A 22997-nucleotide genomic window follows, 5' to 3' on the forward strand; every position below is an offset into this window, starting at 1 on the left:
CTGTGGATCACCCCGATGGCCGATATGGCTGTACACCGATATGACGAGGTGTACCGCTGTTTGCCAGGACGCAGAAGTGCCCGGCGCCGGTTGACGGCGCCGGGCAGGTGTGGGGAGCGTTACGCGCGCCCCGCGTCCTTCTGCGTGCGCCGCGAGACCGAGTCGATCACGACGGCGGCGAGGAGCACCGCGCCGGTGATCATGAACTGGATCTCGCTGGCCATGCCGAGCATGTTCAGGCCCTGCTGGATCGACTGGATCACGATCATGCCCAGGAGGGCCGACCAGACCTTGCCGCGGCCGCCGAAGAGGCTGGTGCCGCCGATGACGGCCGCCGCGATGACGAGCATCAGCGTGTTGCCGCCGCCGAGGCTCTTGGTGGCGCCGCCGGAGAGGCTGGCGACGAAGAGCCCGCCGAAGGCGGCGAGGAGGCCGGACAGGCCGAAGACGACGATGCGGACCCGGTCCACGTTGATACCGGCGCGGCGGGCCGCCTCGGCGCTGCCGCCGACCGCGAAGACCTTGCGGCCGAAGGTCGTGCGGCGGGCGACGAAGTCCGCGGCCACGAGGACGGCGAGGAAGAGCACCAGGGCGAGCGGCAGACCGCGGGCGCCGGCGGGCTCGTTCAGCACGTAGGCGACGGCGAAGCAGAGCACGGCGACGATGCCGGTGCGCAGCACGACCTCGCTGACCGGGCGGGCGGGCAGGGCGGCGGCCCGGCGGCGCTTGCGGTCCAGCAGCATGGACGCGGCGTAGGCGAGGACGGCGAAGAGCGCGAGGCCGTACGCGGCGGCCTTGTCCTCGAAGTAGTAGCCGGTCAGGTGCTCGACGACGGAGCCGGTCGGCGTGTTGATCGAGCCTTCCTTGCCCATCAGCCAGATCTGCAGGCCGCTCCAGCCGAGGAAGCCGGCGAGGGTGACGACGAACGCCGGTACGCCGATCTTGGCGAAGAAGAAGCCGTGCAGCAGGCCGAGGGCGAGGCCGCACAGGACGGCGACGGCGACGGCGAGCCAGTCGTTCATGCCGTTGCTGACGTTGAGCACGGCCCAGACGGCGGCGCCGACGCCCGCGACGGAGCCGACCGACAGGTCGATCTCGCCGAGGATGAGGACGAAGACGATGCCGACGGCCATGATGCCGAGGCCGGAGCTGTAGACCGCGATGTTGGCGACCGAGCTCGCCGACAGGAAGTTGCTGTTCTGCGACTGGAAGATGATCGCGATGACGATCAGGCCGATGAAGACCGGCAGGGAGCCCAGCTCGCCGCCGCGCACCTTGCGGGTGAACTCGGTCAGGTAGCCCTTGAGGCCCTCCTCGCGGACGAGGAGGCGCGGGTCGACGGCCGGGACCGGGGTGGCCGGCCGGTCGGTGCCGTTGGCCGCGTGGGCGCCGCGGTGCTTGGGGGTCTTGGTGAGGTCGCTCACTTCGCGTCCTCCTTCGAGGCCGTACGTGCCTGGCGGCGGGTGACGGCGTTGTCCGTGGCGCCGGTGATCGCGGCGATGATCTCTTCGTGCGAGGTGTCCTTGACGCTGAAGACACCGTTGTTGCGGCCGAGGCGCAGGACGGCCGCGCGGTCGGCGACGGCCCGGACGTCGGCCATGTTGTGCGTGATGAGGATGACGCCGTGGCCGTTCTCGCGCAGGCGCTCGACCAGGTCGAGGACCTGGGCGGTCTGCTCGACGCCGAGGGCGGCGGTCGGCTCGTCGAGGATGACGACCTTGGGGTCGCCGATGAGGGCGCGGGCGATGGCCACGACCTGGCGCTGGCCGCCGGAGAGCGAGGCGACGGGGATGCGCACGCTCGGGATGCGGATGGAGAGGGTGTCCAGCAGCTGCTTGGCGCGCTTCTCCATGGCGATCTCGTCGAGGACGGAGACGCGGCGCAGCTCGGTGCCGAGGAAGAGGTTGGCGACGACGTCGAGGTTGTCGCAGAGCGCGAGGTCCTGGTAGACGGTGGCGATCCCGAGGTCCTGGGCGTCGTTGGGCCGGTTGACCCGGACCGCCCGGCCCTCCCACTCGATGACGCCTTCGTCGATCGGGTGGACCCCCGAGATGGTCTTGACGAGGGTCGACTTGCCGGCGCCGTTGTCGCCGAGCAGGGCGACCACCTCACCGGCGTGGATCTCCAGGTCTACGTCGGTGAGCGCCTGTACGGCGCCGAACCGCTTGGAGACTCCGCGCAACGCCAGCACGGGCGTAGCGGACACGTGAATCATCTCCTTCGCCGCCTGTCCGGCGGGGATGGTGGTGCGTGTGAGCACAGAGGGGTGCGAGGTGAGTCCGGCGCCCGCCCGTCGCTGCGGGGCGTGAAGGGGGCGGGCACCGGACCGGTGCGGGGGGCCCGGGAGGGCGGGCCTCACCCGTGGGGGGTGGAGTGCGGCCGGTTACTTGATACCGGCGGCCTCGCAGGCGGCCTTGTACTCGGCCGTGCAGATGTCCGCGGCCTTGTAGACCTTGTCGAGGACGATCGTGTCGGCGATGTTGTCCTTGGTCACGATCTGCGCGTCGTACAGCTTGGCCGGGATGCCCTTGAACTCGCCGGTGAGGCTGGTGACCTTCGACGGGGTCAGGTGGGAGAAGTCCTCGCCCTTCAGCAGGCGGACGGCGATCTCGGCGGTGGTCTCGGCCTCCGGCTTGATCTGCTTGTAGATCGTGAAGGCCTGGTCGCCCTTCAGGATGCGCTGGAGACCGGCCAGCTCGGCGTCCTGGCCGCCGACGGGGACCTTGACGCCCTGCTTGTTCAGCGCGGTGATGATGCCGCCGGCCATGCCGTCGTTGGCGGAGTAGACCGCCTGGAAGCCGTCCTTGCCGAGCGAGTCGATGGCGGCGCCCATCTTCTTGTTGGCCTCGTCCGGCGACCAGTCCGGGATGTCCTGCTCGTAGACGATCTTCTTGACCTGCTTGTCGAGGACGCTGTGGGCGCCCTTCTTGAACAGCGGGGCGTTCGGGTCGGTCGGGGAGCCGTTGATCATGACAACGTTGCTCTCCTTGGCCTTGTCGCCCAGGGCCTTGACCAGACCCTCGCCCTGGAGGCGGCCGATCTTCTCGTTGTCGTACGAGACGTAGGCGGCGATCGGGCCCTCGGCCAGCCGGTCGTACGCGACGACCTTGACGCCCTTCTTCTCCGCCTGCTGCACCCAGGACTTGGTGGCCTTGTAGTCGACCGAGTCGAGGATGATCACCTTGACGCCCTGCGTGACGAGCGCGTCGAACTGCTTCTTCTGCGTCTCGGTGTCCTGCGCGGCGTTGTTGTACTTGACCTCGCACTCCTCGCAGAGTTCCTTGATCTTCGCCTCGATGATCGGGCGGTCGAAGGTCTCGTAGCGCGTGGTCTTGTTCTCGGGGAGCAGCAGACCGATGGTCTTGCTGTCGCCGCCGCCTGCGGCGTCGCCGTCGCCCGCCTTGCCACAGGCGGCGAGGGACACGGCCATGGACACCGCGGCCGTGCCTATGACGACGCGTCGCGTCATTGCGTTCATATGGGTTGCCTCCCTGACGAGGCCGCGACGTTGCGGCCGAGGTGGCTGCGAGTCAACTCGGCCGCCAGGCCATCGTCAAGGAGTAAATTCTTAACGAGATGACAACGGTGCCATCCGTTATCTAAGTGAAGGCAGGCGTAGCGGCCCGCGAGGGTGCGGGGCGCGCGCTCTCCAGCAGGGTCGAATCGCCCATTTCGCTCAGTACGAGCGCGAGCGCGCCCAGCACCTCGGCGCGTCCCCCGAGGGCGCCGGGCGCCACGGACAGCTGCCGGGCGGCGCTGGGGATGGCGTACCGCGACACGGACTCCCTGATGGGCGCGAGGACCAGCTCACCGGCCTCGGCGAGGTCGCCGCCGAGGACGACCCGGCTGGGGTTGAGCAGGTTGCAGAGGTTGGCGACGCCGCTGCCGATGTGGCGGCCGACGTCCGCGATGACGCGGCGGCAGCCGGGGTCGCCCTCGCGGGCCAGCTGGACGACCTTCTCCATGGTGAGGTCGGGGCCGTGCCCGGGCTGGAGCAGCGGGAGCACGTACCGGGCGGCGGTGAAGGTCTCCAGGCAGCCGCGGTTGCCGCAGCGGCAGACCGGCCCGGACTCGTCCAGCGTGATGTGGCCGATCTCGCCGGCCGTGCCGCCGGGGCCGCGGTAGACGCGGCCGTCGATCACGAGGCCGGCGCCCACACCACTCGCGACCTTGATGTACGCGAGGTCCTTCACGCCGCGTCCGGCGCCCCAGACCAGCTCGCCGAGTGCGCCGAGGTTGGCGTCGTTGTCCACGTGGACGGGGACGCCGAGGCGGCCGGACAGCTCCTCGCTGGGATTGATGCCGCTCCAGCCCGGCAGGATGGAGGTGGAGCCCAGCGTGCCGGAGGAGACGTCGATGGGTCCGGGCACGCCGAGGCCGACGCCGATGACCTTCCCGGGGCCGATGCCGGTGGTCTCGATCAGCCGCTTGACCAGCTGTTCCGCCCGGTCGAAGCCCTCCGCCGACGAAGCGTCGACGTCCAGCGGCTCGGACTCCTCGGCGAGCACCTGGTGGGCGAGGTTGCCGACGGCGACGCGCAGGTGGGTGTGGCCGAAGTCGACGCCGATGACGATGCCGGCGTCGCCGCTGAGGGAGACGCTGCGGGCCCGCCGGCCGCCGGCCGAGGTGGGCGTGACCTCGACCGTTCCGCCGTCCTTGAGTTCGCGCACGATGTTGGAGACCGTGGCGGCGGACAGGCCCGTGGCCCGGGCGATCTCCGCCTGGGTGAGGGACCCGGCCATGCGTACGGCGCGCACGACGCGTTCGAGGTTGGCCCGATGCAGAGATGTCTGCGACCCCGGAGTCTCCATCGACTCACTCACTCCTGCCGTTTTCTCCAACATGTGAACTCTAAGCTGAGCCTTTGGGGTTGCCCTCCGTCAAGACCTTGAGCATCACGAAGCTCCGATGAGCAGATAAATGTACGGAAATAGCCGTTTCAGCTGGGATTACGCCCAAAAAAAGCCGCCTGCCGGTGTGCGACATCACACCGGCAGGCGCTTCACGATCCGTACGTAGTGGGGGCTACTTGAGCGCCCCCGCCGTCAGGCCGGCCTGGACCTGCCGCTGGAAGACGGAGTAGACGACCAGCACCGGCAGCATGGCGATCATCATGCCCGCCATGAGGGCGCCCCAGTCGTTCTCGTAGCCCTGCTGCAACGCGATCATGGCGAGGCCCTGCGTGAGGACGTACTTGTCCTCCTGCTGGTTGAGCACCATCGGCAGCAGGTACTGGTTCCACTGCCCCAGGAAGTTGAAGATGCCGATGCTGATCAGGCCGGGCTTGGCCATCGGCAGCATCACCTGGAAGAACGTCCGGGTGTGCGAGGCCCCGTCGATCATCGCCGCCTCGGCGACGGAGGTCGGCAGCGTCCGGAAGAACGCCGTCATGAAGAAGACGGTGAAGGGCAGCGAGTACGCGATGTAGACGAGGATCAGCCCGTGGTACGTCGCCAGCAGCGAGCTGCCCGGGAAGTCCCGCAGCACGAAGAAGAGCGGGATCACCAGCATGAAGACGGGGAAGGACATGCCGGCCACGAACAGGTAGTAGATGAGCCGGTTGCCCGGGAAGGTGAAGCGGGCCAGCACGTACGCGGCCATCGAGCCCAGCACCATCGTGCCGACGACCGACCCGCCGACGACGATCGCCGTGTTCACGAAGTACTGGCCCATGTTCGCGTCGTTCCACGCGTTCGACCAGTTCTCCCAGTGCAGGACGGTCGGCAGGCCCCACGGGTCGGTGAGGATGCCGTTGCTGTCCTTGAAGGAACTCCACAGCACCCACAGCAGCGGCACGCCCACCATCAGCGCCCACAGCACGAGGATCCCGTGCGAGAAGACGTTGAGGGCGCCGCCCTCGGAGCTCCGCCCCCGCGTCGGGCCGAGGGTGCCGGTGACGGTGGTGGTGCCGGCCGGGCGCGGCACCCCGTCCGCCGGCCCGTCGACCTTCTCGATCTCTTCGGTGGTCATCGGCCGCCCCCTAGTACTCGATCCGCTCACGGCGCGCGAAGCGCAGCGTGAGGACTGCGAAGGTCATCGTGACGATGAGCATCGCGACGCCCATCGCGGCGGCGTAGCCGTACTGGCTGTCGCGGAACGCCGTCAGGTAGAGCCGCAGCGGCATCACGTCCGTGGCGCCGTCCGGGCCGCCCATGTTCACCGACATGATCTGGACCAGGGCGAACGCGTCCAGGGCGATGATCCCCATGTACACCCAGCCGGTCTGGACGGTGTCCCAGAGCAGGGGCAGGGTGATCCGGAAGAAGGTGTGGAAGCGGTTGGCGCCGTCCAGCAGCGCAGCCTCGTAGATGTCGCGCGGCACGGACGCCATGGCGGCGGAGAAGAGCACCACGTAGAAGCCGACGTGACCCCACACCATCACCGCGCTGATGCACCACAGGGCCAGGCTCTTCTCCCCCAGCCAGGCGTTCTGCAGCCCGTCCAGGCCCACCGTCCCGAGCAGGGAGTTGAGCATCCCGTCGTCGGGGTCGGGGTTGTAGATGTTGAACCAGATGACGGCGATGATCGTGATCGAGATGACCTGCGGGAAGAAGAAGACGAACTTGTAGAACTGCGATCCCGCGACCCCGGCGACCACCTCGCCGCGCCGGCGGCGGCCCCCCACGTTCAGCATGAACGCGAAGAACAGGCCGAGCGCCAGGGTGACGACCGGGACGAGCGCCAGCATGTAGACGTTGTGGCGCAGCGCGTTCCAGAACTCGTCGCTGTCCCACAGCCGGGCGAAGTTGTCGAAGCCGACGAACCTCGCGGTGCCGATCAGGCCGGACCAGTCGGTCAGGGAGATCTGGAAGGCCTGGACGAACGGCGAGACGACGAAGACGCCGTAGATGAGCAGAGGCAGGGCCAGGAAGCCCACGATGAATCGGTATTTGCCGTGTTGCATGGAGCTCCCCGGCCTTCCCCTCTTCTGTTCCGCTGTCGGGACGTGGATCAGGCGGTGCGCTTGAACTTGGTGACGGACGAGTCCCTGGCCACCTTGTCGGCCTCCGCCTGCGTCTTCTTGATCCAGTCGGCCGCCTTCAGCTCGCCCACGAGGAGCTGGCCGGTGAGGCCGCCGATCTTCTCGTCGGTCAGCGCCGGGTACCACTCCTGGAGCTGAAGGCTGATCAGGTTGTCGCCCGCCTCCTTGAACACCTTGCTGGCGGAGGCGAGGCCGGGCGAGAGGGTCATGCCCTCGGTGGCGTCCATGACACAGGTCAGCGACTTCACCTTCGTGGCGAAGTTCTGCGCGTGCTTCTTGGAGAGCATGATGCGCAGCAGCTCCATGCCGCCCACCGGGTTCTTGCCGCGCGCCGAGACGATGTACGGCTCGCTGGGCTCGGCGCGCAGCGTGCCGTGCGGCATCTTGTCGCCGGTGCCGTCGAACAGGGCGCCGACGGCCATGCCGAAGTCCTGCGGGGTGGTGGGCGCGGACTCGTTCTCGACCCAGGAGCCGTTGGGGATGAAGACGGCCTTGCCCTTGTTCCAGGCGGTCTGTGACTGAATGTGCGTCAGGCCCTGGCTGCCCTCCAGGAAGTAGCCCTTGGCGGCCAGCTCCTCGTAGTGCTCGACGACCTCCCTGACCGCGTCGTTCGACGTCCAGGCGCCCGGCTCCAGGTTGTCGATCGCGATCCACTTCTCCATGCCGCCGATCTTGGCGATCTGGGCGAAGAGGTTGAAGTGGACGTAGTACGGGAACTTGCCGGCGTACGTCCAGGGGGCGATGCCGGCCTTCTTGATCTCGCCGCAGAGCTTGACCATCTCGTCGAGGGTCTTGGGGTACGCCCAGCCCTTGGAGTCCAGCAGCTTCTGCGAGTACCAGGTGCCGTAGATGGTGAAGGCGTAGTACAGCACGTCGAACTTGTCGCCGTGCTTGCCCTTCTCGATGGTGCTGGGGTGGATGGTGTCGCGGACCTTCTTGGCCGGGTCGTCGAGTGAGGCCGCGTCGAGCAGGGCGGCCAGGTCCTGGAGCTGGCCCTGCGTGGACAGCTTGTTCATGTCGAGGTGGTCGGCGCCGGAGTTGTCGATGACGTCCGGCGGGTTGCCGCCGGCGAACCGGGGCGTGAGCTTGGGGCCGACCTGCTGGGTGCCGGTGTGCTTGACCTGGGCCTTGTAGGTGGACGTGTAGTCGGCCTCGGCGTCCTTGGCGTACTGGTCGCCGAGCCCGCCCTTGAAGATGAACGCCTCCAGGGGGGCGCCCTCCTTCACGCCGAGCGGGTTCTTGTCGGTCTTCTGGCCGACGGCCCCGCCCGACGGCGCGGCCTGGCTGCTGCCGCCGCCACCGGTGGCGCAGGCGGACAGGAAGCCCATCGCCGGGACGGTGATCAGACCGAGTGCGGCGGACCGCTTGATCAGATCGCGACGGCCGGGGCCCTCGTGCTCGGTGCGGTCGGAGGTGGATCCCATGCTCAAGTCCTCGCCTTCTCCAGGACTCAGGCGGTGCGCCGGTCGCCCGTACTGCTCGCCTGAGGCGAAGGGCCCCGCCACCGCGGTCTTTTGCAGCTGGGTCGTGCAGGGAGTCGCAGTCGCGGGCCGGACCGGGGGAACGGCCACGCGGACGCCGACAGGTATAGTCCACTTCAGGTCAGCTGGGCAAGATCGATAACAGGTTTCGCCAGCAGTCTTTCCCGAGTTGAGACCTGGGGGAAATACCCGGGGGCGCGGCGCCATTCAAAGTCGTACACCGTCACCGAAAAGGCTGAATCACGCCTGTCTCCCCCGCCAACACCCTTGACACCCCGGAGCACTTACCTCCCTACTGGACCCCGCGCACCGAGCTGACAACGTTGTCCAGCGCGTACAGGAGGCAGACGCGGGATGCAGACCGGACCTCTTCGCTCCAGACCCCTCCGTAGAGCCCTGCCCCACACACTCCGTACGGCCGCCCTCGTGGCGGCCGCTTCCCTGCTCACCACCGCCCTGCCCTGGGCGGCGCACGCCTCGCCCGGCGAACCGGCCCCGCCGGCACGGGAGTTCGCCACGTCCTTCGAGGAGGACGAGCGGCCGCCCGACTGGCGCGACACGGTCGAGGCGGGCCCGGACGGGACCGCCCGGACCTCCGGCGTCGACGGCGGCTTCACGGCCGGGATACCGGGCAACGTGACCGACCGGGTGACCCGCGTGCGGGCCAGCGGCGAGAACGCCGGCGCCGGGGAGACCAAGGAGAACCTGGTCGACCTCCAGCCGTCCACCAAGTGGCTCACCTTCACCCCGACCGCCTGGCTCGAATTCGATCTGACGGAACCGGTCAAGGTCGTCACCTACGCCCTCACGTCGGCCAATGACCACCCCGGACGGGACCCCAAGAACTGGGTCCTGAAGGGATCCGCCGACGGTGTCGAGTGGAAGACGCTGGACACCCGGGAGGCACAGACATTCGAAAAGCGCTTTCAGACGCGCACATTCGACTTCAACAATTCAACGGAGTACGCGCATTACCGCCTGGAGATCACCGAGAACAACGGGGCCGCGACGATCACCCAGCTCGCCGACGTCCAGTTCTCGAACGGTGACACCTCCGCGCCGCCCCCGCGTTCCATGCGGACGCACGTCGACCGCGGCCCCGGCGGCTCCCCCACGGCCAAGGCCAACGCCGGGTTCACCGGCAAGCGGGCCCTGCGGTACGCGGGCGCGCACCGGGCGGCGGGCCGGGGGTACGCGTACAACAAGGTCTTCGACGTCCACACGGTGGTCGGGCGGGACACCGAGCTGTCGTACCGCGTCTTCCCGTCCCTCCCCGAGACGGACCTCGCCTACCCCGCCACCCACGTCGCCGTCGACCTGGCCTTCACCGACGGCACGTACCTGAGCGACCTCGGCGCCGTCGACAGCCACGGCGGGGCGCTCACCCCGCAGGGCCAGGCGGCCGCCAAGCGGCTGTACGTCAACCAGTGGAACCAGGTCACGGCGGGCATCGGCGCCGTGGCGGCCGGCCGGACCGTGGACCGGATCCTCGTGGCGTACGACTCCCCCACCGGGCCCGGGAAGTTCCAGGGCTGGATCGACGACATCGCGCTGCGGCGCGCGGCCTCCGAGCCGCCGCCCGCGCACCCCTCCGACCACGTCTCGACCGTACGCGGCACGAACTCCAGCGGCTCCTTCTCGCGCGGCAACACCTTCCCGGCCACCGCCGTGCCGCACGGCTTCAACTTCTGGACGCCGGTGACCAACGCGGCCTCCAAGAGCTGGCTGTACGAGTACGCGCGCGGCAACAACGCCGACAACCTGCCCACCGTCCAGGCGTTCAGCGCCAGCCACGAGCCGAGCCCCTGGATGGGCGACCGGCAGACGTTCCAGCTGATGCCCTCGGCCGCCCCGGCCGGCACCGATCCGCCGACCGACCGGGCGGCCAGGGCGCTGCCGTTCCGCCACGAGAACGAGACGGCGCGGCCGCACCACTACCGGGTCCGCTTCGAGAACGGCCTCACGGCGGAGATCGCCCCCGCCGACCACGCGGCGATGATGCGGTTCACCTTCCCCGGCCGCGACGCGTCGGTGGTGTTCGACAACGTGACGCAGGAGGGCGGCCTGACGCTGGACCCGGACACGCGGTCCTTCACCGGCTACTCGGACGTGAAGAGCGGCCTGTCCACGGGCGCCACGCGGATGTTCGTGTACGGCGTCTTCGACGCGCCGGTCGTCGCGTCGGCGGCCGAAGGCGTGAAGGGCTTCCTGCGCTTCGACCCGGGCCCGGACCGCACCGTGGCCCTGCGCATGGCCACGTCGCTGATCAGCGTGGACCAGGCACGGCGGAACCTGGCCGCCGAGATCCCGCCGTACGCGCCCTTCTCGTTCGTCCGGGCCAGGGCCCAGGCGGAGTGGGACGCGATCCTGGGCCGGGTCCGGGTCGAGGGCGCGACGCGGGACCAGCTGACGACGCTGTACTCCGGCCTGTACCGCCTCTATCTGTATCCGAACTCCGGCTTCGAGAAGGTCGACGGCAGGGACCGCTACGCGAGCCCCTTCTCGCCGCAGACCGGACCGGACACCCCGACGCACACCGGCGCGAAGATCGTCGACGGCCGCGTGTACGTCAACAACGGCTTCTGGGACACCTACCGCACGACCTGGCCCGCCTACTCCTTCCTCACGCCGCGCCGGGCCGGTGAGCTGGTCGACGGCTTCGTCCAGCAGTACCGGGACGGCGGCTGGATCTCCCGCTGGTCGTCGCCCGGGTACGCCGACCTGATGACGGGCACGTCGTCGGACGTGGCGTTCGCCGACGCGTACGTGAAGGGCGTGCGCTTCGACGCGGAGGCGGCGTACGAGGCGGCGCTGAAGAACGCGACGGTGGTCCCGCCGAGCCGGGGCGTGGGCCGCAAGGGCATGGCGACCTCGCCGTTCGCGGGCTACGCCTCGACGGAGACCCACGAGGGCCTGTCGTGGTCCATGGAGGGCTACCTCAACGACTACGGCCTGGCCCGGATGGCGCAGGCGCTCCACGAGCGGACCGGCGAGGCCCGCTACCGGGAGGAGGCGGCGTACTTCCTCAACAGGGCGCGGGGCTATGTGGCGCTGTTCGACACGGATGCGGGCTTCTTCCAGGGCCGGGACGCGAAGGGCGCCTGGCGGGTGCCGTCGGCGTCGTACGACCCGAGGATCTGGGGGTACGACTACACGGAGACCAACGGCTGGGGCTACGCCTTCACCGCCCCGCAGGACAGCCGGGGCCTGGCGAACCTGTACGGCGGGCGGACGGCGCTGGGGAAGAAGCTCGACACGTACTTCTCGACGCCCGAGACCGCGTCACCCGACTTCGTCGGCTCGTACGGGTCCGTCATCCACGAGATGACGGAGGCCAGGGACGTGCGGATGGGCATGTACGGGCACTCCAACCAGGTCGCCCACCACGTGGCGTACATGTACAACGCGGCGTCGCAGCCGTGGAAGACCCAGGAGAAGGTGCGCGAGGTGCTGTCCCGGCTCTACGTGGGCAGCGAGATCGGGCAGGGCTACCACGGCGACGAGGACAACGGCGAGCAGTCCGCCTGGTACCTGTTCTCGGCGCTCGGCTTCTATCCCCTGGTGATGGGCAGCGGGGAGTACGCGATCGGCTCGCCGCTCTTCACCAAGGCGACGGTACGGATGGACAACGGCCGCACGCTGGTGGTGAAGGCCCCGGAGAACAGCGCGCGGAACGTGTACGTGCAGGGCGTGCGGGTCAACGGGCGGACGTGGACGTCGACGGCGCTGCCGCACGCGGTGCTGGCGCGGGGCGGAACGCTGGAGTTCGCGATGGGCCCGCGCCCGTCGGCGTGGGGCACGGCTCCGGAGGCGGCGCCCGTGTCGATCACGACGGACGACGCCGTGCCCTCGCCGCGCCGTGACGCCCTGTCGGGTACGGGGCCACTGTTCGACGACACGTCGGGGACGGCCGCCCCGGTCGGCCCGGAACCGCTGGACCTGCCCGTCACGGGGCAGGTGCGGGCGGTGCAGTACACGCTCACGTCGTCGGCGCGGGACGCGGCCCCGTCGGGCTGGGTGCTGGAGGGCTCCGCGGACGGCGTGACGTGGCACGAGGTGGACCGCAGGTCGGGCGAGACGTTCGCCTGGGACCGCCAGACGCGGGCCTACACGGCGGCCCGGCCCGGCGCGTACGACCGGTACCGGCTCGTACCGGCGGGCGGCGGGACGCTGGCGGAGGTGGAGCTGCTGGCGTAGGGAGTGTCCGCAAAGTGGCGTCAGACGCCGCCAGGCAGGTGGGACTTTGCGGACACGACCTGGGCGCGAGCGCGGCCGCCGCGCCCCGGTCCTCGGTCGTGGGGACCAGGGCCGGCGGCCGATGCGCGCGCGGGCCCCGCCTCCCTACGCTCGTGATCACGACGCTGGTGATCGGGGCCGCGGCCGAGCGGCCCCGAGGGAGGAGAGCACCGTGCCGTTCACCGGGGACAGCCATGTCCGCATCGCCCGCCCCACCCGTGACCTGGCGGTCGCCGAGCGGTTCTGGGCGGAGGGCCTCGGCCTGAGCGTGCTGTACCGCGCGGAGGCCGGGGGCGTGCCCGGGGAGCACGACCTGCTGATGGTGGGGTACCCGGACGCGTCCTGGCACCTGGAACTCGTCCACGAGGAGGGCCGCCCCCTGGAGCCGACCCCCACCGTGGAGGACCTGCTGGTCCTCTACCTCGACGGACCCGTCCCGGACGAGCTGGTCGCCCGGCTGGAGGCGCACGGCGGCCAGCGCGTCGCCTCGCCCAACCCGTACTGGAACACCTGGGGCGTCACGGTGGAGGACCCGGACGGCTACCGGCTGGTGCTGTGCACGCGTGGGTGGTCCAACCGGTCCTGAGCCGGCCGTGCGCCGCTTTCGGGGTGTTGGTCTGTGCGGGTGCCCCGGGGGCGCGTCCCGTTGACCGGGGCGCGCCCCCGGTGCTCCCGTGACGGGATGGACGAAGGAGAGCGGCTTCAGTCGTCGGCGCGGGGCTGGCACACGATCCAGCTGGCGGTTCTCGGGTTCGTGGGTCTGTGCGGGGTGCTGAAGAGCGACGCGGTGTCGTCGGCGCCGCGGGGCCTGGAGGCCGTGGCGGGCGTCCTGGTGCTGGTGGGGCTGGCCCTGGCGTGCCTCGCGACGTACCTGGTGGGGCGCACGGCGTGGCCGCTGCCGGGCCGTGCCGTGAACCTGGTCGCGGCGGGGCGGCGGCTGCGGTGGGGCCTGGTGCTGACGTTCCTGGCGGTGGTGCTGGTGGCGCTGGCCGCGGCCTCCGCGTGGTGGCCGGCCGCCGAGGGCGAGGCCGGGGCCGCCGCCTTCGTCCAGGTCAGCACGTCGGCGGGCACGGCGTGCGGGACGCTGGCCGCGGCCGAGGGCGATGGCGTGGTGCGGCTGGTGGCCGACGGGCAGCACCTCGACATCCCGGTGGAGCGGATCGCGGGGCTGACACCGGTGGACGGGTGCTGACCGGGAGCCGACGGGCCGGCGCTTCCCAGGTCGACCGGGCGCGCCTAGGCTGAAGAGGACAGCGGTGGTCCTCTCCTCTTCCCTGCACCCACGGGTGTGCCCGAACGAGGAGGAACGGCCGATGACCGATACGACCACCGAGACCACCGCCACGCGCTGGCACCTGGCCGGCGACTGGTTCGATGTCTGCAAGTGCTCGATCCCCTGCCCCTGCACGTTCGCCCAGCCCCCGTCCGAGGGTGACTGCGACGGTGTCCTGGTCTGGCACATCAGGGATGGCTCGTACGGCGACGTCCGGCTCGACGGGCTGAACGTCCTGATGCTCGGCTCCTTCACCGGCAGTGTCTGGGAGCGCAAGCACAGCGACCCGTACGCGGCGGTGTTCCTCGACGAGCGGGCCGACCAGGAGCAGCGGGACGCGCTCGGCGCGATCTTCGGCGGAGCCGCGGGCGGCTGGCCGCAGCAGTTCGGCGAGATATTCGGCGCCGAGATGCGCGGGATGGACGTCGCGCCCATCGACGTCGTGATCGACGACGACCTCGGCTCGTGGAGCGCCGAAATCCCCGGCCGGGTCAGCGCCCGCGCCGAGGCGCTCACCGGTCCGACCACCGGCGAGGGCAACCGCGTCCAGGTCCACAACGCGCCGGGCGCCGAGGTGGGACCGGGACAGGTCGCCACCTGGGGCCGCGCGACCACCGACCGCGCCGACGCCTTCGGCTTCCGGTGGGACCGCAGCGGCAAGTCCAGCAAGCACTTCCCGTTCGACTGGAGCGGCCCGGACTGAGCCGCGCGACGGGACGGCGCGGTCGTGCGCGGCGGCGGGTTGGCGCCGTCGCGCACCCCTGCGGGAGCGGGCCGTCAGCCGACCCGGCAGCTCAGGGCCGGTGCCGGGTCGGGGCCGCCGCCCTGGACGACGTAGCCGAAGGTGGTGGTCGCGCCCGGGGCGAGGGAGCCGTTCCAGCCGGCGTTGTGGACCATGACCTCCTGGCCGTGGGCCATCACCGTGCCGTTCCAGAGGGAGTCGATCCGCTGCCCGTCCGGGAGCGTCCACTCCACCATCCAGCCGAGCATCGGCACCGTACCGGTGTTGGTGACGGTGACCTGCGCCTGGTGGCCGCCCGTCCAGGAGGACGTCACCGCGCGCGCCGCGGAGCACGCGCCGGGCGGGGGCTCCGTCGGCGGCCTGCCCGGGTCCTTGACGCCGGTGACCTCGCCGTTGCCGCCGTCGAAGACGACGTCCGAGCAGGAGTAGAAGGTCTCCTGGCTGTCCGAGCGCTCCCACACCATGTAGATGATGTGGCGGCCCGACTTGTTCACCGGGAGGTCGCCGGTCCAGGCGTAGTGCCCCTCGACGGTGCCCGGGCTGCCGGTGAGCGGCGGGTGATCCACTGTCAGGAACGGCTGGTCCTCCATGTCGTCCCAGGTGAGGGTGCGGGTCGGGGTGAAGCCGTCCTTGGTGATGTAGACCCGGAACCAGCCCGGGTGCGCGGCCCACGCGTTGTACGAGAAGTCGATCCGGGCGCCCGCGGTGAGATGGGTGAGCGGCCAGTCGTCACGAGCGGCGTCGAAGCCCGTGAAGTTGGTGTTGCCGCCGCTGCACAGCTCGCCGTCGGGCACGAAGCCGCGGGTGCGGCCGGCACCGTCGGAGCGGAGGACCGAGAACCAGTTGTAGAACGGGGTGGTGCCGCTGACCTGGGCGGCCGCCCGGCAGGCCGGGTTGACGGGCTTGATCTCGCCGGTGTCCGTCAGGCCGTCCTGCCAGCACAGGAACGTACGGCTGCCGGGCTTCATCGGTGTGCCGTGGGCCGCCCCGTCGTCCGCGGTGGCCATGAGCAGGCCGAACGCGGGGAGCAGGGCGAGAAGCACGAGCAGGGCTCGTGATCGATGCGTCATGGTGTCGTCCCTTCACCGGATGCCCCGTGCGGGGCGAGTGGCTGGGAGCGCTCCCATTGCAGCTGCAGCACTGCGGAAGCTAGCGCGTACATGACAGGTCGTAAATCCCCGCGGCAGCGGAAAAGGCGGAGGGCCGCACCCCGTACGGGACGGGGTGCGGCCCTTGGTCCTGACGTGGCGTCAGCCGCGGATCAGGTTGCGCAGCACGTACTGCATGATGCCGCCGTTGCGGTAGTAGTCGGCCTCACCGGGGGTGTCGATGCGGACGACCGCGTCGAACTCGACGCCCGTGTCGGTGGTGACCTTGACCGTGCGCGGCGTGGTGCCCTCGTTCAGCTCGGTGACGCCCGCGATGGAGAAGGTCTCCTCACCGGTCAGGCCCAGCGACGCGGCCGAGGCGCCCTCCGGGAACTGGAGCGGGAGCACGCCCATGCCGATGAGGTTCGAGCGGTGGATGCGCTCGTACGACTCGGCGATGACGGCCTTGACGCCGAGGAGCGCGGTGCCCTTGGCCGCCCAGTCGCGGGACGAGCCGGAGCCGTACTCCTTGCCGGCCAGGACGACCAGCGGGATGCCGGCGGCCTGGTAGTTCTGGGAGGCGTCGTAGATGAAGGAGACCGGGCCGCCCTCCTGCGTGAAGTCGCGGGTGTAGCCGCCCTCGGTGCCCGGCGCGATCTGGTTGCGCAGGCGGATGTTGGCGAACGTACCGCGGATCATGACCTCGTGGTTGCCGCGGCGCGAGCCGTAGCTGTTGAAGTCGCGGCGCTCGACGCCGTGCTCCGTGAGGTACTTGCCGGCCGGGGTGTCGGCCTTGATGGCACCGGCCGGGGAGATGTGGTCGGTGGTGACCGAGTCGCCCAGCTTGGCCAGGACGCGGGCGCCGGCGATGTCCTCGACCGGGGCCGGGTCCATGGTCATGCCCTCGAAGTAAGGGGGCTTGCGGACGTAGGTGGACTCCGGGTCCCACTCGAAGGTGTTGCCGGTCGGGATCGGCAGGGCCTGCCACTGGGCGTCGCCCGCGAAGACGTCCTGGTAGGACTTGGAGAACATGTCCTCGCCGATCGCGTTGGCGACGACGTCGTTCACCTCGGCCTCGGTCGGCCAGATGTCCTTGAGGTGGACCGGGTTGCCGTCCTGGTCGGTGCCCAGGGCGTCCTTGGTGATGTCCACCTTCATGGAGCCCGCGATGGCGTACGCGACGACCAGCGGCGGGGACGCCAGGTAGTTCATCTTGACGTCCGGGTTGATCCGGCCCTCGAAGTTGCGGTTGCCGGAGAGGACCGAGGTCACGGCGAGGTCGTGCTCGTTGACGGCCTTGGAGACCTCCTCCGGCAGCGGGCCGGAGTTGCCGATGCAGGTGGTGCAGCCGTAGCCGACGAGGTTGAAGCCGACCTTGTCGAGGTACGGGGTGAGCCCGGCCTTGTCGAAGTAGTCCGTGACGACCTTCGAACCCGGGGCGAGGGTGGTCTTGACCCACGGCTTGCGGGTCAGGCCCTTCTCGACCGCCTTCTTGGCCACCAGCGCGGCGGCGACCATGACGTACGGGTTCGAGGTGTTGGTGCAGGAGGTGATGGCCGCGACCGTGACGGCGCCGTGGTCGATCTCGTAGGTCGAGCCGTCGGGCGCGGTGACGGTGGTCGGGCGGGACGGGACGCTGCTGGCGACGGCCGGGGCGTCGGAGGCCGGGAAGGACTCCTTGCCCGCCTCGTCGACGTCGTCGACGTAGTTGAGCACGTCGTGCGCGAACTGCTCGGCGGCGTTGGCGAGGACGATGCGGTCCTGCGGGCGCTTCGGGCCGGCGATCGACGGGACGACGGTGGACAGGTCCAGCTCGAGCTTCTCGGAGAAGTCCGGCTCGGCGGACGGGTCCAGCCAGAGGCCCTGCTCCTTGGCGTACGCCTCGACGAGCGCGACCTGCTGCTCGGAGCGGCCGGTGAGCTTGAGGTAGTTCAGGGTCTCGTCGTCGATCGGGAAGATCGCGGCGGTGGAGCCGAACTCCGGCGACATGTTGCCGATGGTGGCGCGGTTGGCGAGGGAGGTGGCGGCCACGCCCTCGCCGTAGAACTCGACGAACTTGCCGACGACACCGTGCTTGCGGAGCATCTCGGTGATGGTCAGCACCAGGTCGGTGGCGGTGGTGCCGGTGGGCAGCTCGCCGGTCAGCTTGAAGCCGACGACGCGCGGGATGAGCATGGAGACCGGCTGGCCGAGCATGGCGGCCTCGGCCTCGATGCCGCCGACGCCCCAGCCCAGCACACCGAGGCCGTTGACCATGGTGGTGTGCGAGTCGGTGCCGACGAGGGTGTCCGGGTACGCCTGGCCGCCCCGGACCATGACCGTACGGGCCAGGTGCTCGATGTTCACCTGGTGGACGATGCCGGTGCCCGGCGGGACGACCTTGAACTCGTCGAACGCGGTCTGGCCCCAGCGCAGGAACTGGTAGCGCTCCTTGTTGCGGCCGTACTCCAGCTCGACGTTCTGCGCGAAGGCGTCGCGGGAGCCGAACTTGTCGGCGATGACGGAGTGGTCGATGACCAGCTCGGCCGGCGCGAGCGGGTTGATCTTCGACGGGTCGCCGCCCAGCTCCTTCACGGCCTCACGCATGGTGGCGAGGTCCACGACACACGGCACACCGGTGAAGTCCTGCATGATCACGCGGGCCGGGGTGAACTGGATCTCCTGGCTCGGCTGGGCCTGGGAGTCCCAGTTGCCGAGGGCCCGGATGTGGTCGGCGGTGATGTTCGCGCCGTCCTCGGTGCGGAGCAGGTTCTCCAGGAGGACCTTCAGGCTGTAGGGGAGGCGCGCGGAGCCCTCGACCTTGTCCAGCCGGAAGATCTCGTACGACTCGTCGCCCACGCGCAGCGTGCTGCGGGCGTCGAAGCTGTTCGCCGACACGACAGTCTCCTTCATCAATGTGCGCGTTCAACCGCATCCTGCCGCCACGGCTCCTCGCCGATCCGCTAAGGTAAGGCTTAGTTAGGTGACCCTTACCCATACGGGCGACCGCGGTGCGTCGTCAGCAGATATCTCGATGTCGAGATAACTCTAGTACATGACCGCTGCGCGGTCATGCCCAGGCACACCCGTCGGCGACACCGGCGGCCCGCAACCGCCCGGCCGCGAGCCCCGTCCTGATGGACGGACGATCACACACGCGGCCGGCCCCGCGGCCGTACGCCGCCGAAGGGGGCTCTCGCATGACCGGCGCGACCGGCACCACCGCCCGCACGACCGCCACGCGCACGACCGGCACCACCGCCGCTGCGCGGTACCTGTACCTGGCGCGCCACGGCGAGGCGTCGCCGGACGAGAGCGAGCTGTCGGAGAGGGGCCGCCGCCAGGCCGCCCTGCTGGCCGAGCGCCTGCGGGGCGCGCCCCTCGCCGCCGTCCACCACGGCCCGCTGACCCGCGCGGCCGAGACGGCCCGGATCGTCCAGGACCGGCTCTCGCCGGACGTCCCACTGGAGCAGTCCGAGGAGGCCGGCGACTACGTGCCGTACCTGCCGGGGCGCGACGAACTGCCGGCGGAGGCGGCCGACGCCATGCTGGAGCGGCTGGCCCTGTTCCCGCCGGAGGAGCGCGAACCCGGCCCGCGGCTCGCGCGGGCGGCCCTGGCGCGGTTCACGGGCCCGGTCGAAGGTGACGAGCCGCGCCACGAGCTGCTCGTCACGCACAACTTCCTCATCGGCTGGCTGGTCCGCGACGCGCTGAACGCCCCTCCGTGGCGCTGGATGGGCCTGGTCCACGGCAACGCGGCCCTGACGGTCATCCGCTACGCACCCGGGCGCCCGGCCTCCGTACTCCTCTACAACGACACGGGGCACCTGCCGGAGGAGCTCCGCTGGACGGGCTTTCCGCCGGAGCTTCGGGTGTGAGACGGCGGGACGACGAGGGGGCGTGGCCACCCAATCGAGACGTATCAACACGTTCGCCCGATTTACTGTGAAACCACCCCCACCGACGGCGCAATTGATATGATTTCTGTCAGTACGTCAATTCGACGATCGTGTTCGACGACACACGCGGCCGTGAACTGGCGTACGCGGGACAGGGGTTCACTCGAACGGCCCACCCCCCTCGCGCGCCCCATCTCATATCTGAGATAACCTGCCGCCATGGCAGACGACTACCTCGTACGCATCGGCAGGCTCATCCGTGACGCCCGCCAGCACCGCGGCTGGACACAGACCCAGCTCGCCGAGGCGCTGGCCACCAGCCAGAGCGCCGTCAATCGCATCGAGCGCGGGAACCAGAACATCAGCCTTGAGATGATCGCCCGCATCGGTGAGGCGCTCGACAGCGAAATCGTGTCGCTCGGCTACGCCGGCCCCATGCACCTGCGGGTGGTCGGCGGACGCCGGCTCTCCGGCGCGATCGACGTCAAGACCAGCAAGAACGCCTGTGTGGCGCTGCTCTGCGGCTCGCTGCTGAACAAGGGCCGTACGGTGCTGCGCCGGGTCGCCCGTATCGAAGAGGTCTACCGGCTGCTGGAGGTCCTCAACTCCATCGGCGTCCGGACCCGCTGGATCAACGACGGGATGGACCTGGAGATCGTCCCGCCCGCGCAGCTCGACATGGAGGCCATCGACGCGGACGCGGCCCGCCGCACGCGCTCGATCATCATGTTCCTCGGTCCGCTGCTGCACCGCATGGACCAGTTCAAGCTCCCGTACGCCGGCGGCTGCGACCTCGGTACGCGCACGGTCGAGCCGCACATGATCGCGCTGCGCCGGTTCGGCCTGGACATCACCGCGACCGAGGGCCTGTACCACGCCCGGGTGGACGCGGGCGTCACGCCCGACCGGCCCATCGTGCTGACCGAGCGCGGCGACACCGTGACCGAGAACGCGCTGCTGGCCGCGGCCCGCCACGACGGCGTCACCGTCATCCGCAACGCCTCGTCCAACTACATGGTCCAGGACCTCTGCTTCTTCCTGGAGGCCCTGGGCGTACGCGTGGACGGCGTCGGCACGACGACGCTGACCGTGCACGGCGTTCCGCACATCGACGTGGACGTCGACTACTCGCCGTCCGAGGACCCGGTCGAGGCGATGAGCCTGCTGGCCGCCGCCGTCGTCACCGAGTCGGAGCTGACGATCCGCCGGGTGCCGATCGAGTTCCTGGAGATCGAGCTGGCGGTCCTGGAGGAGATGGGCCTCGACCACGACCGGTCCACCGAGTACACGGCGGACAACGGCCGGACCCGTCTGGTGGACCTCACCGTGCGGCCCTCCAAGCTGGAGGCGCCCATCGACAAGATCCACCCGATGCCCTTCCCCGGCCTGAACATCGACAACGTGCCGTTCTTCGCGGCCATCGCGGCGTCCGCGCAGGGCCAGACCCTCATCCACGACTGGGTCTACGACAACCGCGCCATCTACCTCACGGACCTGAACCGGCTCGGGGGCCGCCTCCAGCTCCTCGACCCGCACCGCGTCCTGGTCGAGGGCCCGACCCGCTGGCGCGCCGCCGAGATGATGTGCCCGCCGGCCCTCCGCCCGGCCGTGGTGGTCCTCCTGGCCATGATGGCCGCCGAGGGCACGTCGGTGCTCCGCAACGTCTACGTCATCAACCGCGGCTACGAGGACCTGGCGGAACGCCTCAACTCGGTGGGCGCGCAGATCGAGATCTTCCGGGACATCTAGGCGGTAGAACAAGGCGCACGGTTCCGTCCCGGAGTCGCGCGGCATCCCGTGCAGGGGGCGAACGGGCTGCTGCGCGACGTCTCCGCCTGCCCTCGGCCGGCCCCGGCATCGGAGAACGACGCCGGGGCCGCGAGACGTGGAGTTGTCCAGCGGGCGGCACCGGGAGCCGAGTGTGCGCGTCAGCTACTCGTCGTCGGCTCTCTGCGGGGTCGTCCGCGGTCAGTTGCGGATGTGCCTGCCGTTCTCGAACGCGACTTCAACGGCCTGCCACACGGAGTCGGGAGATTTCAGTGGCTTCTTCATGCGCGCCTCGTGCCGTCTGTCCGGCCGCCTAGGCTTTCCCTGGCGCGGCACGAGCAACGAGGGGGCCCGTGTGGGCGACCAGAAGCCCGAGTACGAGGCGATATTCGACACCGAGGCCGGCAAGGCCGTCCTGAAGCGTGTCGTCGACCACTACACCGATGTCTTCCTCCCCTGCGAGAAGAAGGACCGCGCGTACTACCGCGGCCTCACGACCGAGGAGGCCGCCCGCTCGGCCGGGCTTCCGCTGCGGCACGACGGGCAGCGGCACGGCCATGCGGAGAACTGGGTGGCGGGGCCCGAGCACGAGGAGAACAAGAACGAGCGCAGGACGCGCCGTGAAGCGTCGCTCGCCGCCTTCGCGGACGAACTCGTGCAGCGGGTGGGGAAGCTGCGTAAGGGCATGGCCTTCCCCGACATCCACGCCGTCGCCGAAGAGGCCGCGGAAGCCGTCAGGAAGCACCGTCCGGACGGCCGTCCCCTCTTCAAACCGACCGACCTGCTGCGGTACGACGCGGCGCTGCTGCTGGCGTGGCACCTCGGGGTCGAGCCGGAGGAGGTATGGCTGCACTCGGGCACCGACTTGGGCGTACGCAAGCTCGGCATCAGCACCGCAGGCAGAAAGATCCTCACCCTCGCCGAGCTGCCAAAGCCCTTCCAGGAGCTGACCGCGTGGCAGGCCGAGGACATCTTGTGCATCTACAAGGCCGTCTTCGCGAAGCTGGTCCGGGGCGACAAGCCCGTCGACGACGCCGACTTCGGCAAGATCAAGGCGACGCGGCAGAAGATGAGCTGCGGACACCGCCACTGCGCCGCCTGCTGAACCACCGGCGCCGAGCTGCGGGCGCCCCCGGCGTCGTCCCCGTCCGGGCCGATGGCCACTCGCAGACCCACCCTGCCGCATGGGCCTCCTCCACGCGTGGAGCAGTCCGTGTGGGGGGGGTGCCGGTGGGCTTTCCAGCGTGCGAATCGGCCCCGATGCGACGATCACCCCGAGGAGTCCGCCGTGCCGCTCATCCGCCTTCGACGCCCCACCCGTTCGCAGGCGTTGCCGCGCCCCCTCGTCGCCGTGCTCGCCGCGGCGGGGCTCTGTGCGGCCGGCGTCGGTCCCGTGTACGCCCAGGAACCGCTGCGGCCTCCCGGGTGCACGCGTACGCCCAGTCCGACCGGTCAGAACATCGTCTGTGTCCTCGGCGTCCCGCAGGGCACCGTCCTCGATGGTTCCGGCGGGGTCGACACCATCACCATCACCAACGTGCGGGGCGGCA

Annotated in this window: 16 protein-coding genes; 7 read left to right on the top strand and 9 right to left on the bottom strand. The window is 70.0% G+C overall.

The window, feature by feature from the left end:
• Nucleotides 1-119: 119 nt before the first annotated feature.
• The 7 genes from ABEB09_RS06295 to ngcE form a co-directional block, all read right to left on the bottom strand.
• Nucleotides 120-1424 carry a sugar ABC transporter permease gene (locus ABEB09_RS06295; RefSeq protein WP_380842031.1) on the bottom strand — a complete coding sequence of 435 codons (1305 nt, stop codon included), beginning with the start codon at nt 1422-1424 and terminating at the stop codon, nt 120-122.
• Entirely contained in the window at nt 1421-2215 is a 795-nt protein-coding gene (locus ABEB09_RS06300) for an ATP-binding cassette domain-containing protein (protein WP_345693854.1), read from the bottom strand. The genes ABEB09_RS06295 and ABEB09_RS06300 overlap by 4 nt, the downstream gene beginning before the upstream one ends.
• Nucleotides 2216-2383: 168 nt before the next feature.
• The gene (locus ABEB09_RS06305; RefSeq protein ID WP_345687932.1) at nt 2384-3478 is read right to left on the bottom strand and encodes a substrate-binding domain-containing protein; all 1095 of its coding nucleotides are present in this window, start codon (nt 3476-3478) and stop codon (nt 2384-2386) included.
• A 121-nt stretch (nt 3479-3599) separates the two neighbouring features.
• Nucleotides 3600-4811, bottom strand: coding sequence for an ROK family transcriptional regulator (locus ABEB09_RS06310; RefSeq protein WP_345687934.1), 1212 nt, complete (start codon nt 4809-4811; stop codon nt 3600-3602).
• A 214-nt stretch (nt 4812-5025) separates the two neighbouring features.
• Nucleotides 5026-5970, bottom strand: coding sequence for a carbohydrate ABC transporter permease (locus ABEB09_RS06315; RefSeq protein ID WP_345687936.1), 945 nt, complete (start codon nt 5968-5970; stop codon nt 5026-5028).
• Nucleotides 5971-5980: 10 nt separating this feature from the next.
• On the bottom strand, nt 5981-6904 hold the full coding sequence (locus tag ABEB09_RS06320; RefSeq protein ID WP_345687938.1) for a carbohydrate ABC transporter permease: 924 nt from the start codon (nt 6902-6904) through the stop codon (nt 5981-5983).
• A gap of 47 nt (nt 6905-6951) precedes the next feature.
• Nucleotides 6952-8406: an N-acetylglucosamine/diacetylchitobiose ABC transporter substrate-binding protein gene (gene ngcE, locus ABEB09_RS06325; protein WP_345687940.1), complete on the bottom strand. Its 1455-nt coding sequence runs from the start codon at nt 8404-8406 to the stop codon at nt 6952-6954.
• 411 nt (nt 8407-8817) lie between these two features.
• Here ngcE and ABEB09_RS06330 point away from each other — a divergent pair, with 411 nt between their 5' ends.
• From ABEB09_RS06330 to ABEB09_RS06345, 4 genes are all read left to right on the top strand, one after another.
• Nucleotides 8818-12660: a GH92 family glycosyl hydrolase gene (locus ABEB09_RS06330; protein WP_345687942.1), complete on the top strand. Its 3843-nt coding sequence runs from the start codon at nt 8818-8820 to the stop codon at nt 12658-12660.
• 211 nt (nt 12661-12871) lie between these two features.
• Entirely contained in the window at nt 12872-13285 is a 414-nt protein-coding gene (locus ABEB09_RS06335; protein WP_345687944.1) for a VOC family protein, read from the top strand.
• 96 nt (nt 13286-13381) lie between these two features.
• A complete protein-coding gene (locus ABEB09_RS06340) occupies nt 13382-13891 on the top strand; it encodes a hypothetical protein (RefSeq protein ID WP_345687946.1) in 510 nt (169 codons plus the stop codon).
• A 121-nt stretch (nt 13892-14012) separates the two neighbouring features.
• Nucleotides 14013-14675 carry a DUF1326 domain-containing protein gene (locus ABEB09_RS06345; protein ID WP_345687948.1) on the top strand — a complete coding sequence of 221 codons (663 nt, stop codon included), beginning with the start codon at nt 14013-14015 and terminating at the stop codon, nt 14673-14675.
• Nucleotides 14676-14749: 74 nt separating this feature from the next.
• Here ABEB09_RS06345 and ABEB09_RS06350 read toward each other — a convergent pair whose 3' ends face one another.
• Complete coding sequence (locus ABEB09_RS06350; RefSeq protein ID WP_345687950.1) at nt 14750-15784, bottom strand: lytic polysaccharide monooxygenase auxiliary activity family 9 protein; 1035 nt, start codon at nt 15782-15784, stop codon at nt 14750-14752.
• 180 nt (nt 15785-15964) lie between these two features.
• Nucleotides 15965-18679, bottom strand: coding sequence for an aconitate hydratase AcnA (gene acnA / locus ABEB09_RS06355; protein ID WP_345687952.1), 2715 nt, complete (start codon nt 18677-18679; stop codon nt 15965-15967).
• Between the two features lie 302 nt (nt 18680-18981).
• On the opposite strand from acnA, the gene ABEB09_RS06360 reads away from it, so the two are divergent.
• The 3 genes from ABEB09_RS06360 (at nt 18982) to ABEB09_RS06370 (ending at nt 22552) form a co-directional block, all read left to right on the top strand.
• Nucleotides 18982-19659: a histidine phosphatase family protein gene (locus tag ABEB09_RS06360; RefSeq protein ID WP_345687954.1), complete on the top strand. Its 678-nt coding sequence runs from the start codon at nt 18982-18984 to the stop codon at nt 19657-19659.
• Nucleotides 19660-19899: 240 nt separating this feature from the next.
• A complete protein-coding gene (locus tag ABEB09_RS06365) occupies nt 19900-21429 on the top strand; it encodes a helix-turn-helix domain-containing protein (protein ID WP_345687956.1) in 1530 nt (509 codons plus the stop codon).
• A gap of 373 nt (nt 21430-21802) precedes the next feature.
• Nucleotides 21803-22552: a hypothetical protein gene (locus ABEB09_RS06370; RefSeq protein WP_345687958.1), complete on the top strand. Its 750-nt coding sequence runs from the start codon at nt 21803-21805 to the stop codon at nt 22550-22552.
• Nucleotides 22553-22997: the final 445 nt, after the last annotated feature.

The sequence above is a fragment of the Streptomyces coeruleoprunus genome (assembly GCF_039542925.1).
In the GTDB taxonomy this organism is placed as follows: Bacteria; Actinomycetota; Actinomycetes; order Streptomycetales; family Streptomycetaceae; genus Streptomyces; species Streptomyces coeruleoprunus.